11 protein-coding genes are annotated in these 12,082 nt (G+C 56.0%); 7 read left to right on the top strand and 4 right to left on the bottom strand.

What is annotated here, in order from left to right; translation table 11 throughout:
• Nucleotides 1-16 precede the first annotated feature (16 nt).
• Both HAH_RS16465 and HAH_RS16455 read left to right on the top strand, forming a co-directional pair.
• Nucleotides 17-1,951 carry an ABC transporter ATP-binding protein gene (locus HAH_RS16465; RefSeq protein WP_014030830.1) on the top strand — a complete coding sequence of 645 codons (1,935 nt, stop codon included), beginning with the start codon at nucleotides 17-19 and terminating at the stop codon, nucleotides 1,949-1,951.
• A gap of 1,288 nt (nucleotides 1,952-3,239) precedes the next feature.
• Nucleotides 3,240-3,875, top strand: a complete 636-nt coding sequence (locus HAH_RS16455; RefSeq protein ID WP_014030828.1) for a hypothetical protein — start codon at nucleotides 3,240-3,242, stop codon at nucleotides 3,873-3,875.
• A gap of 89 nt (nucleotides 3,876-3,964) precedes the next feature.
• On the opposite strand, the gene HAH_RS16450 is transcribed toward HAH_RS16455, so the two are convergent.
• Together HAH_RS16450 and HAH_RS16445 are read right to left on the bottom strand one after the other, a co-directional pair.
• Nucleotides 3,965-4,366, bottom strand: a complete 402-nt coding sequence (locus tag HAH_RS16450; protein WP_014030827.1) for a hypothetical protein — start codon at nucleotides 4,364-4,366, stop codon at nucleotides 3,965-3,967.
• Nucleotides 4,367-5,236, bottom strand: coding sequence for a ParA family protein (locus HAH_RS16445; RefSeq protein WP_014030826.1), 870 nt, complete (start codon nucleotides 5,234-5,236; stop codon nucleotides 4,367-4,369). It abuts the gene before it with no gap.
• A 247-nt stretch (nucleotides 5,237-5,483) separates the two neighbouring features.
• On the opposite strand from HAH_RS16445, the gene xseA reads away from it, so the two are divergent.
• Nucleotides 5,484-6,695 carry an exodeoxyribonuclease VII large subunit gene (gene xseA, locus HAH_RS16440; protein ID WP_014030825.1) on the top strand — a complete coding sequence of 404 codons (1,212 nt, stop codon included), beginning with the start codon at nucleotides 5,484-5,486 and terminating at the stop codon, nucleotides 6,693-6,695.
• A complete protein-coding gene (gene xseB / locus HAH_RS16435; protein WP_014030824.1) occupies nucleotides 6,692-6,868 on the top strand; it encodes an exodeoxyribonuclease VII small subunit in 177 nt (58 codons plus the stop codon). The genes xseA and xseB overlap by 4 nt, the downstream gene beginning before the upstream one ends.
• Nucleotides 6,869-6,954: 86 nt before the next feature.
• Here the strand turns inward: xseB and HAH_RS16430 are convergent, their stop codons facing one another.
• Entirely contained in the window at nucleotides 6,955-7,950 is a 996-nt protein-coding gene (locus HAH_RS16430; protein ID WP_014030823.1) for an HNH endonuclease, read from the bottom strand.
• 868 nt (nucleotides 7,951-8,818) lie between these two features.
• Here HAH_RS16430 and HAH_RS16425 point away from each other — a divergent pair.
• The gene (locus tag HAH_RS16425; protein ID WP_144443774.1) at nucleotides 8,819-9,577 is read left to right on the top strand and encodes a PQQ-binding-like beta-propeller repeat protein; all 759 of its coding nucleotides are present in this window, start codon (nucleotides 8,819-8,821) and stop codon (nucleotides 9,575-9,577) included.
• A gap of 122 nt (nucleotides 9,578-9,699) precedes the next feature.
• Nucleotides 9,700-10,431: a hypothetical protein gene (locus tag HAH_RS16420; protein ID WP_014030820.1), complete on the top strand. Its 732-nt coding sequence runs from the start codon at nucleotides 9,700-9,702 to the stop codon at nucleotides 10,429-10,431.
• A 48-nt stretch (nucleotides 10,432-10,479) separates the two neighbouring features.
• On the opposite strand, the gene HAH_RS16415 is transcribed toward HAH_RS16420, so the two are convergent.
• On the bottom strand, nucleotides 10,480-10,974 hold the full coding sequence (locus HAH_RS16415) for a hypothetical protein (RefSeq protein WP_014030819.1): 495 nt from the start codon (nucleotides 10,972-10,974) through the stop codon (nucleotides 10,480-10,482).
• A gap of 370 nt (nucleotides 10,975-11,344) precedes the next feature.
• On the opposite strand from HAH_RS16415, the gene HAH_RS16410 reads away from it, so the two are divergent.
• A complete protein-coding gene (locus HAH_RS16410) occupies nucleotides 11,345-11,752 on the top strand; it encodes a DUF7475 family protein (RefSeq protein ID WP_014030818.1) in 408 nt (135 codons plus the stop codon).
• Nucleotides 11,753-12,082: the final 330 nt, after the last annotated feature.

The raw sequence follows: 12,082 nt of genomic DNA, 5'->3' as shown, positions 1-12,082 counted from the left end.
GCAGCGTTTTGAACACATGACAGAGGAGAACACAGGCGGGGACGGGTCCACTATCGACGAACTCGGACGGGACATCGAACAGCCTCTCCGTAGTCTGTTCGTTCGATATGGACGGACGAAGCAGCGACGGTTAGCACTCGGATTGTTCGCCAGTGTCGTCTCACGCGGAGCAGGGCTCGTCACGCCGATAGTTCTGGGAACAACCATCGACGCCGTCTTTAACAATGAGGGAGCGTATACACTTCCTCTCGTCCCCAGTGCCTGGTTGCCATCGGACGCAACGAGTCAGTTTTGGCTCTCAGCCTTGCTTGTTGGCGGGTCGCTCGTACTGGTCGCTTTGACGGCATGGCTCCGAGACTATATGATGAATGATTTCGCCCACGGTGTTATGTACGATATTCGAGCGGACAGCTACAGGAAGTTCCAAGAGTTAGACACGGTGTTTCAGGAGGAGGTAGACACTGGGGAGGTCATGTCCATCCTGAACAACGATACGACCAATTTGGAACGGTTCTTCGACAACGGACTTCAAGACATGGTACGGATCGGTGTCATGGTGGTCGGAGTTACGGGAATTCTTCTTCATCTCAACTACCAGCTCGCAGTGATTACACTGCTCGCACTCCCGCTTTTCATAGGTTTCACATGGTGGTTCACCCAGGCGGTCGAGCCACGATACGCCGGCTGGCGGTCGTCAGTCGGGCATCTAAACACTCGTTTGCAGAACGCGATCAGCGGCAGCCTGCTCGTCAAAACAGCGCCAGCAAAGGGATACGAGGCTAACCGCATCGATAACGCGGCGAAAGATCTGTACGACGATGCGATCAGTGCAATCAGATTGAGTGTTGTTTACCGGCCTGGCATGCGGTTTTTAACCGGATTGATACTCTTCGCAACGTTCGTCGTCGGAGGAACTTGGGTGTTCACCGGGCCACCAGGTCCGTTAACGGGTGATCTCACTGTCGGTACATTCGTCGTATTTATGTTACTCACCCAACGGCTCACCGACCCACTCGCGAAGCTTTCCGACGTCGTCGACCGGTACGAGAACGCGAAAGCCTCTGGAAAGCGGATCTGTGGACTCCTACGAGCACCCACGTACGTAACCGAAAATCCCGACGCAGCGGTGCTCGACAGCATCGATGGTCACGTCGAGTTCGATACAGTGTCATTCGCTTACGGGACAAATAATCCTGAGTCGAGCGCTGACGAACCTGTACTTGCTGACATCTCGTTCACGCTGAATCCGGGCGAAACCGTTGCACTCGTCGGCCCGACTGGTGCAGGAAAGTCGACGATAGCAAAGCTCCTCTTACGATTATACGATGTGACGAGCGGAGAGATACGAGCGGACGGGCACGATATTCGGGAGGTGACGCTAGGGAGCTTGCGCGAGTCCATCGGATACGTCAACCAAGAGCCATTCCTATTCGATGGCACGGTAGCGGAAAACATTCGATACGGGCAGTCACAGGCGAGTGACGAAGCCGTCCGACAGGCGGCACGAGCGGCACAGGCACACGAGTTCGTCGAGAATCTCCGAGACGGGTACGGGACAGAAGTCGGGGAGCGCGGTGTGAAGCTCTCTGGGGGACAACGCCAGCGAATCGCGCTTGCCAGAGTATTCCTTCAGGATCCGGATGTCGTCGTTCTTGACGAGGCGACGGCAAGTGTTGACACGGAAACGGAACTGCTGATCAATCGGAGTCTGACTGAACTTGCGGAGGAACGCTCCACGATAGCAATCGCGCATCGTCTCTCAACGGTCTGTGATGCAGATCGGATACTGGTCATTGAAGACGGACAGATAGTCGAGCGCGGCACTCACAAGTATTTGCTGGAGGAAGACGGGTTGTACGCGATGCTGTGGAGAATTCAGACTGGAGAGATGGACGAACTCCCCGAGCGTTTAGAGCGTCATGTTGCGACCGACTCTGTCGTAACTAGGTAACCGACCCTACCCAAAACGTCGTGTTTAGTCAAGGGTCAGGTAATTACTCTGGTGATCCGGGTCCGAGATCCTGCTTGGCGATGGGAAGAAATCGAATATCCCGTGGTCGTTGCAATAAGCTTTGGTGGAACTGTCGGCTCACAGGGGCGTTTTTAGCGACAGTGTCTGTTGGAGAAACCGCTAGAAAGAACCATAGAACCGATTAAATCACCGTATCTTACAAGTGTACGCTTGTTATATCATGATGGTGGTGTTTATACTTGTAAATTCAGGCAGAATATGTGAGAAATATTTTATGTTATTACATAGCACTGGTGTGGCGTTTGGGTTTATTACACATCGGCCACTGCTTCCCATCCATTACTAGTGCCCGAGAACACCCCGTTTGGGTGCTTTAGCTGTCCCAACCCGGAAGACAAATAATCCAACCGCTAGGTAGGTAACCGCCTGCCCGACCAATACCCCTAGGTCGAATACCGGAAGTTCCCACACGCGGAGTTCGCGCTTCCGTTCATCGGTCAGATAGTCATCAGACACGACTTTGGCACTTGCACTACCCTGCTCGCCAGCGATATCTTGGACGTGTTCCAGTAGATCCTGCGTGGTTCGCGAATACGCATCGTACCAGAACCGCCGGCCCATGTGCGACTTCCGTGCGACGCCGTCGATCTCTTCTGGAACTCGGCCTTCTCGGCAAGGTCGTGGAACTAGCCTGCGATTGTGGCTCCGTCGACGTGGCCGTTTTTCGAGCGTTCCGAGGGGAACAGATAGCCGTCGATGCGGGTGGCTTGTACTGGACTTATGTCTCTACGGTGGTTTGGTAAATATCGCTTTAAAGCACACATCGCTATATGGATTGTTGCGTTGGAAGTTGAGACTACAGTGGGTTTAACAGGACTGTGATCCGTGGTTTCAGCCGAATCAACGAATGGAGACGGATTCAAATTGCTCTCCAAACGGTCGGTCTTGTGTACAGGCAACGAATTCAGAGTGGTTCTGAGGCACCAGCTATAGTAACGATTGAAACGATGTACACACTGATCGCACTGCCGCCGTGCGATCAGGTGTGCATTGATTTCCAATGGTACTATAGTGTAGCCACTCAGACGCCGCGCTAACCCGAACGGAGTACCTCACTTTCCGATTCCATTCTTCTTCAGCAGCGTCAACGTATTATCGACTGTCACAATTGGCGAGTGTGCGTATGCACCGGTCAATTCGACCTGCACGAGTCGCTGTATTAGTCATACAGACAAGACATTTATTTCCTTCTCCAGATACCCTACTCATGAATTATCGATTGGTCCATTCAATCTTTGCCCTCATAGTTGCAGCTTCACTCATCGGTGCTCCAATTACTATGTTGGACTGGAGCCAGGAGGCAGACTTCACTACTGAGCCTATCGAGGAATCCGACATCAATGAAAACAGTCCGGTACTCCAGTATGATAATCTCTCAAACTCCGCGCAAGACCCTGTTCGACGAGCCATCGAATCCCCCGACGGCCATTACACGATTTATGGGCATGAAGACTTTCCGGACCGTTTCTTCTACAGTGATACGATCAACCCCGGAAAGGGTCAGTATGTGATTGCCTATGAGGGGCAGTACTATCGGCTCTTTACGATGTCGGGTGGCGGATTCTTCTTCGTATATTTGGTCTACCAACTGCCGTTCATCATCTATGGGGCTCTCCTCGCCGGAGTTGCGTTCATGCCGTCACAAGGTTGGACCGGAACTCGAACTGAGGCACTTATTACTGTCCCCGGAATCGCGTTCCACCTCCTCGGTCCCGAATTTGACTTCCCTTTGCTTGCCCCAATACAATTCGTTAAACTTGGAGTTATCGCCGTTATTGTCGTCCTGATAGGACTCCTGTGGGCATACATGAGGGAGAGGAACGGCAAGCAGTATATGCGGTAGCCGCAATGAATCGCGACCGGTGGGTCATCCACTCGATCTGCGACCCATTGCTTTGTGCGAGCAGCGTATTCGATAGTGTCTGGTCTTGGTCACTTGAGATGCTCGTAGCCCCAACTCTCCAGTATTGAAGCCACAGTGTCGGGATTCTCTGCCGCCAGTTCGACGAACGCCTCGCGCAGATCCGTCACCGAGACATCTTTTGAGCGCATACCGAGTTCATCGGCCACGTCGCCCCTCACTTGGTCCTCTAATTCGGCGTATTCGTCACGGAGGAACGCGACGTGTTCGTTATCGCGGTCTTCTTTGACCGTCTGTCGGCGAATGACGTACGGGATTTCGTCTGTACTCATGTTGTCGGTGCTATCGCTTTCGGATTCGGACGGAGATTCGGCTGTCGTTTCAGGTGTTGGGTCCGGCGCTGGGTCGTCTTGCTCGTCGGTCGTCTCCTCGGCGAACGGGTCCTCTCCGGGGCCTTCTTTCATGCCCGCCATTTACGCCACCTCCTCGATAGCGCCGGGTTCCGGTGGGTTCGGGGCTTCGATCTCGGCTTGCGCTTCGAGGTAGCGAGCCAATCGGTCGTACTGTGCTAGCGTTTCGACCTCGTAGTCACGTCGACGGTCGCGATGGTCTCGGACATACGTGAACGCCGAGCACTGCTGTGCCCACGACCCTTCCATTAGCGAGGTACGGTCGCCGAAGATTTCTGGTGTCGAGTACGGGATCTCGCTAAGGACGCGCTTCTGGTCGTTCGTCCCTTTCACGCCGACCGGGACGGCCACAAGGACGCCTACATCGATTTCAAGCGTGTCTTCAAGCCCGGAAACGAGCTGTTCCAACCCCTCAACAGCGGCTTGACCCTTCGCGCTCGGTTCGACTGGGATAACCAACGACCGTGTGGCGTTGATAGCGTTGTGTAGGTGTGGGCCTTCCGTTGCCGGCGGGTCACAAATCAGCACATCGTACTCATCACGAACGCCAGCATCGGCGAGCGTGCTGAGTAACGCGGCGTGAATATTGAACGCATCCCCGACAGCGGCGGCCTGGTCCTGTTCGCGGCGGAGCCAGTCCCCGAGATCGGCGAGTTGGTTGTGTTCAGGGATGACATCGACGCCGTGTTCAGCGGTGACGATGAGATCCTCAAAGTCACCTTTGGGCCGGTTGATCATATGCCGGGCGAGATGATCGATGTTCTTCGAGCGGTCCTTGTCGACGCCAAATAGCCGCGAGAGATTGCCTTCTTGCGGATCTAGTGGGACGACCAGTGGTTTGAGACCGGCGCGGGCGTGTGCGACGGCGAGGTTCGCGGCGGTCGTCGTCTTGCCGACGCCGCCGGCCTCGCTGTAAGTGCTGTATGAGAGCATAGCTGGTTGTTATAGCCTTCAGTTGAAATAACCTATTGATTGATTTTCCTGATTCAAGCAACTTGTTCAACTAACCGATTCAATCAACTGGTTCAATCAATTGGTTCAATCATCTAGTTCAAGAGGCAACACAAATCGACAAAATGCGGTCAGGGCACACCGCTGGCTGGCCGCGTCTGGTCGTCCGGATCGCTGTCACAAGATAGTACCATGGCTTAAGTACACAACCGCACTACAGAGGAGTCGAATGGGTTCGGAGCCGGAGCCGACGCACACGTCGCTGGAGACACTGCAGGAAGCACTCCAAACGGAGCGAATCACCTACGTCGATACGCTGAACGAGGATATCGGCACAGTCGTCGAGAGCGCAGACCAGCTCGCCTTCGATTACGTCGTCGGTGATGTCTCCGACTATGGTGTGTCCTCAAGCGACCACGTCCACCTCGATCTGGTCCACGAGGGTTCGACGATCCACTGCGTGCTCTTTGGGTACAAACGATCGACAATCGACACCACAATCGAGGATGGGATGCAGGTAGCTGTCAAAGGCTCGCTGTCGTACTACGAAGACGGGGGCAACGTCTCCGTCATCGTCGAAGACATCGTGGCGGTCGGTGAGGGCACGTACCAGCAGATCTACGAGCAAAACAGGGAACTGCTGGACTCGGATGGATTGCTCGATCCGGAGCACAAGCAAGCCCTGCCGGACTTTCCAGAACGGATCGGGATCGCCACCAGTGCGACAAGCGATGCCCGGATGGATGCGATCACCAGCGTCCACGAGCGGTATCCCGACGTGGATATCGTCATCCAGAACACGAGCGTTCAGGGCGACGATGCGATGATGTCGATCATGGGTGCGATCAGTGAACTCGATGACGACCCGCTGATCGACGTTATCGTGCTTACTCGCGGTGGTGGGTCCGACAAGCACCTCCGGGTGTTCAACGAAACGCCGCTCTGCCGTGTTATCCACAAAACCGAGACGCCAATCGTAGTTGGGGTCGGCCACGAGAACGACCGAACACTGGCCGACGAAGTGGCCGACAGACGGGTGATGACGCCGACCGAGGTAGGCAACATCGTTCCGGAGCGGACAACCCTTGACGCGGAGCTGGACACACTCGAAGAGCGTCTCAACACGGCCTACACAGCGACCGTCGAGACGACGCTGGAGACGATGGATGACCGACTCACCCACGCCTACAGACGGACCGCCGAATCGGACCTGTCCTCGTTCGAAGGCGAACTCGACCGCGCATACGACACGCACGTTCGCGATGCACTGACCGATCTTGAGAACCGGCTAGAGCAAGCACGCACCCAGTACGATCAGGAGCGGAAACGGAAACAGGAGGCCACAGCCTATCGCCGCCAGCGTCGACGGCTGCTGCTCGTCCTGCTCGCTCTGGGCCTGCTTGTTGTGGCTCTGCTCCTGTACATCCTGCTTCCACTATGAAAGACGAGACAATCGCCGACAAGACCGACCGGCTCGAACAGATTATCGACCAGCTCGAAAACGGAGACGTCTCGCTGGAACGGGCGAACGAACTCCATGCCGAGGGAACGAAACTGATCGCCGAACTCGAATCCGAACTAGCTGTTGGGGACGGCGAGGTTATCGACCGCTGAAGCCCGGTTGAATCCGTTTTGTGCTGTGGTATCCTCCCCCGCGAAAGCGTTCGAGAAGTACACGTCAGGCACAGTCTTCGCTCCGATTAATTCGTCACCCAATCGAGAGAGTCATTGTGCTGCCGGAGATACGTTGGTGCGACGTTGCCGTCCAGCTGGGGGACTGACTCACCAGCTCGGTCGACGATTGTCTGTTTCAGCAGGTCGCTGTCGGTCTCGAAGTCGGGATTGACGTGCAGCCGATAGTTGCGGTCGATAGTGAATAGTTCGCGGTCGAAAGCTGCGTGGTGAATCTTGCTGAGTGGGAGGACATTGGTGGGATCCGCCCGGTGCTGTGGGTAGTCGCTCCAGGGCAGGACATGAGCGACATCCAACAGCCCGCGGTGGTCAACGCCGGATATCGGGCAGGTCTTATCATACTGGACGAGGACTGTCTCCCGGAACTCCGGATCAACTGCACGGGCCTGAACCGTCGTTTCGCAGGTCGTTACCGTCGGAGTATCTGTGGTAGGTGCATCGGCCTGTGGGGTAGACCCAGCCCACTGCTCGACGGCGGTCTCAACGAACTGGCGGCCCTCATCTGTGAGGGCATACTGCTGGCCGTCCTTGTGGACGAGTCCGAGGCTTCGGAGCCAGTTTGCCCGCTGTTTGGCCATGTCCGTGTTGGCCGGATCCCAGCCCAAGCTTGTATGCGTCTTGAGTTGCTGGTGCCCGATTTCTTCGATTGTCATCGGAGCGGGCACAAGTGAGTACAGCAGGCTCCGGAGGCCGACGTTCCGGCGACACATGATTTCAAGGAGCGTTTCGGTCGTTTTCTCGGCGATGTAGGTGGTCCCCTCCGGGCCGAGTCGCCAGTGGTGGCCGTCGCGTTCGATAAAGCCGACATCTTCGAGATAGTCGATCCGGCGCTGTATCGAGTCCCGGCTCGAAACTCGTTCGAAGTGTCCCCGGTGCCAGCCGATGAGTTCATCGGGAGTGGGCTGTTGGTCGTTGACGTACTCGAGGATTGCATTGAGTGTCTTGACGTAGTTCGTTTCGCCGCCGAACATCGGGACGATACTCCGGAGCCGGTCAGGTGGCATCTCTGGCTGGTATTTTGGAGGTCAGTACATGGTCTTTGGGACTACGCGGTCGGGTCAGTAGTCAATAGCTGGACCGAAATTGAGTGCACTCCGAGTCTTCAGCGTAGTATTTTTGATAACTGTACTGGAGGGTAGACTCAGCTATAGGCTCGAAAGCGGTTGCAGTACACCCAGACAATCATGGGACTGCTGTGGGTAAACTGCCCTACACCGGGTTCACATCCAGAACAAAACCCTGTATCCAGAGTACTGTGGAAACTACCTGGGGTGGTCAGTCACCGTTTGGATCGACGCCTGGTATTCGAACAGATTTGGGTTACGAAAAGAGCGCTTCTCATCGAAACTCAGCCGCTTGTGAACCCGGCGAAAAGACCGACAGCGATAATTTTGCTTGTGATAAACCAGCGAGTAGATGCCCTCCTCACGACGTCGCTTTCTGGGATTAGCCGCCTTGGGAATTACCGGTTCAGCTGACTTCACGTCTCTCGATACGCAGAAACGTATTGGTAGTCAGTCACCCTCCGACTGGCCGATGGGCCGGTACGATCCTCCCGGAACCGGGCACAATCCCGAAGTATCAGGTCCAAAAGACGATGTAGCGGTTGCGTGGACACACCAGGCCCCGGATTGGTTTCGGGGGAGTACCCAACCGATCCGCCGTGGGAAGACGCTATACGTCGGTGGCAACGGACTCCTTGCGCTCGATACCGAGACTGGGAAGCGGCGGTTCAGCTTCCAGGGGCCGTATCACTCAACTCCAGCGATTGCCCCAGCCTCGATCTATCAGACGAAGACACTCGGTATAACCGGGTCAGATGGGGTTTACGGGCTTAACGCCAATGGCGGACGGGAACTTCCCTTCATAGATATGAGTGTCGGCGGCGAGCGATGGACAGGACCGCAATCGCCGACGCCCGGTTTCTTCGGGCCGGCCGAGTCAACAACGCCGGTCACTGCGAACGGGACGATATACACGGCACTACCTGGGACGAACTCAATCGTAGCACTGAACCCGAACAATGGGGAAATTCTGTGGCAACAAACCCATCACAAAGACGAGGCAGTCAGTGGGACGTACAACAGACCCGCGGTGGACGACGGCCTCGTGTTTGTCACCGCGTGGCCACAACAGGCCACTACGTATCGTGCTGATACTGGTGAGCAACACTGGCACCGTGAACTCGAAGGGATGACAGTTCTGCCGCCAGTGGCGACAGACGAGGGCGTCGTCATTCCGACGCGTGAGTCGGTTCAGTTGCGTACCAGGTCCGACGGCGCACTCCTGTGGGAACGCAACCTTGACGGGAATGTGACCGACAGCACGCCAGCGGTAGCCAACGGGACGATATTCGTTGCCGATGAGCGGGAGGAACTGCATGCGCTTTCGCTGGCAACCGGCGAGACACGGTGGACAGCTCCGTTCGACGGAAAAACGACGCCGGTTGTCGCTGACGGTCGCGTCTACGCTGTGGACTCACTCTGGGCACTGGAGGCGTTCGACGTCGCCACGGGTGAGAAACAGTTCGAGTACCATCCTTCGGAAGTACCCCTCTCGCCACCGATGGTCGGGGATGGTATGCTGTATCTGGCGAACCGTGGCCGAGTTCTCGCACTGGAGGAAGCATAGTGCCCCGAAAAGAGGGGGCTGGAAGCGAAAGGGTGTCTTCACCTGGACACCCATCCCCGACGCCTCGACTGTCTACTCTGGGCGTTCTCAAGTCCGCGCTCGGGCGCATTCGTCGCGACCCTGTGCTCGCTGTCCCATTCGCCGTCGTTGGTGTGCTGGTTGCACTCGTCGACTGGCTTCGCCAGCACGATTCAATTCCAATGGCACCAACCGACGCGCTCAGTCAATCGGTCAGTGTCAACTACGCAGTGTTCCCGCAAGGGACTGCACGAACGGCCCGACACGTTGGTGCGTTGGTCGACCTCGAAACACGGTATCTCCTCTGGGCTGTGGGGCTCGAAGCCCTCGTTCCACTCGCAGTCGGGATCGCCGGTTGGGTGACGATTACACGAGTCCTCGATACCCACTCAGGTCCCCGTGCGTTGAGCAGGTATCTTATCGCGCTGGCTGCGGTCGTCTCCATCCCGCAGCTGTTGGGCGGTTTCTCGGTGGATATCACTGGTTTCCTGTTCGGACTGCTGCTGTTGGCGGTTGCTCTGTTCGTTCTGACCCGTCTGTTCCTGCTTCCGGCGTTGCTAGTCACCGGACGTGGCTTTGTGACGGCACTCAGGCAGAGCTATCATCGATCACAAGGTCAGGGCATGACCATCGGCGGCCTCATCATCGTCATTGGTCTCGCCTACTGGGGTCTCGCGACCGTGCCGGTCGCCGGCGGGTTTCTGAGTACTGCGGTAGTGGCACCGATCCACTCTGTGGCGATCGGAACCGTCTTTTCGACCGGCTCTCGTGGGACAGCGGCGATCCCGGCCAACCAGATCGAATCGAGGGATGCACGCCCGGGCGAGAGGCGGTAATACGTTTGTGAGCGGTCTCGCTGTTGTGGATCGTCACTAGCGCATCACTCAGGCACAGGTTGCGCTACCACTGGTTCCAGCTTCCTCGACGGTCAAACTGTGTTCCTGACCAGTTCTGGGACACGTTCGTACTCTAGTGTAGACGTGCGTCCCGTTATCGGCGACTTTCTCGCCGAGGTACACTGTCACGTCCCCACGCGTCCACCCATCAATCGTGGTCGTCACCGTCTCGCCGGGAGCGACGGTGATCTGTTGCGTGGGGACCCCATCGTCAGCGAGTGTGACGTTTCGATCCCCATCCGGCCAGATCAACTGCGAGAGCGTCTTGAGCCTGTGTTCGCCATCTCTGGTCGTGACCTCGAAATTCAGGTACATCGCCTGCTCTCTGCTTTCGACAGTGTACGCTGACAGTTGATACGCTGTCGTGTCGTTGTTTTCCACAGTCAGTGTAGGTTTGAAGGGTCCAGAGACGGTATCATACTGGACATAACCAATCACAAGCGCCGATCCGAGGAGGAGCGCGATTGTTCGACGGGAGACCATCCGTAGGATCGTGTTCCAACAGGAAACAGAATATCATTCCGATTGTCTCATCCGAGTGTCACGGCCAGAGTTGATAAATCGAGATCGAATCAGTGATTCAGGTTGAGATTGCTGATGAGGGGCCAGAAGACCCATGCAGAAAACGGGACGTATTACCGCTGAGGAAGATACGGTCGTCGGACACAGTACTGGTAGTTGATTGTGCTGATGTACTGGCCTGTCTCCGCATTCGATGAGACAGTCGAACGGACAGATAACGTCTCACTCCAGTGCTGAACCAGGAACGCAGCCGATCATATCCGTTCTGCCTGCTCCCGTAATGTCGAAAAACTCACATGGATTTAATACACTTCAGTGACAATTACTCAGTATGGTTGCTCAAACGACACAACGACAAGACTCGTTTTTTACGCTCCCATCGCATCCAGTAGGGTACCTCGCAATCGTAGCTACGCTTACCACTGCTGGCATCCACTTACTGCTCGGTCCACAGGTCATGGGATTCAGTCAGACATTGGGGACGCTGTTTATTCTGAATGGGCTTGGATTTCTTGGCGGGGTCCTCCTGTACAGTAGCCGGTACTGGCGACCCGAGCTGTACCTTGTCGCTGCGGGATACGCCATTGTCACCATTCTCGCACTGTTTGTGTTCCAGGGTTTCAGCTTTGACGCGTTCTATATGCAGGGGAACCTGAATCCGCTGGCCGTCGCAGCGAAGGTAGCTGAGGCCATCCTCGCCCTCTGTGCCATCTACTTGTACAGAACATCGGCTCCGTGAGAAGGCCATATTGACCGTCCATAGAGGAGGGACGCGTCAACGAGACACTGTTTTTCAAGGCAATCAAAGGATTTGTCAGTTAGTCTCAAATGATGGGCCAGTTCAAATCTGGGGTGACGTTCGTGGTCCTCGACCGAGTCATACTGTTGTCTCACTGACTCGGGGAGCGAGCACGTAGCAAATGAGCAGAACATCAATCAGCAGGTGCAGGACAGGTGCTCCTTCTATTGGCTCTGCCGTTGGATACGCTCCGCCAATCAGCTTTCTTGCTCTCAAAGTCATCGTCACCCCGAGAGTAACAACAAATAAGTGGCGCGACTGGTCCGGACA

The organism is Haloarcula hispanica ATCC 33960, assembly GCF_000223905.1.
GTDB lineage: Archaea > Halobacteriota > Halobacteria > Halobacteriales > Haloarculaceae > Haloarcula > Haloarcula hispanica.
The sequence above is the reverse complement of the archived record's forward strand: the minus strand, read 5'-3'. Positions and strand labels throughout refer to the sequence as shown.

Excerpts from the sequence above, each read along its gene's own strand:
- HAH_RS16465 (WP_014030830.1), top strand. The coding sequence starts at position 17 with ATGACAGAGGAGAACACAGGCGGGGACGGGTCCACTATCGACGAACTC.
- HAH_RS16415 (WP_014030819.1), bottom strand. The coding sequence starts at position 10,974 with ATGGTCTCCCGTCGAACAATCGCGCTCCTCCTCGGATCGGCGCTTGTG.
- HAH_RS16410 (WP_014030818.1), top strand. The coding sequence starts at position 11,345 with ATGGTTGCTCAAACGACACAACGACAAGACTCGTTTTTTACGCTCCCA.
- HAH_RS16430 (WP_014030823.1), bottom strand. The coding sequence starts at position 7,950 with ATGCCACCTGACCGGCTCCGGAGTATCGTCCCGATGTTCGGCGGCGAA.
- HAH_RS16425 (WP_144443774.1), top strand. The coding sequence starts at position 8,819 with ATGAGTGTCGGCGGCGAGCGATGGACAGGACCGCAATCGCCGACGCCC.
- xseA (WP_014030825.1), top strand. The coding sequence starts at position 5,484 with ATGGGTTCGGAGCCGGAGCCGACGCACACGTCGCTGGAGACACTGCAG.
- xseB (WP_014030824.1), top strand. The coding sequence starts at position 6,692 with ATGAAAGACGAGACAATCGCCGACAAGACCGACCGGCTCGAACAGATT.
- HAH_RS16450 (WP_014030827.1), bottom strand. The coding sequence starts at position 4,366 with ATGGCGGGCATGAAAGAAGGCCCCGGAGAGGACCCGTTCGCCGAGGAG.
- HAH_RS16445 (WP_014030826.1), bottom strand. The coding sequence starts at position 5,236 with ATGCTCTCATACAGCACTTACAGCGAGGCCGGCGGCGTCGGCAAGACG.
- HAH_RS16455 (WP_014030828.1), top strand. The coding sequence starts at position 3,240 with ATGAATTATCGATTGGTCCATTCAATCTTTGCCCTCATAGTTGCAGCT.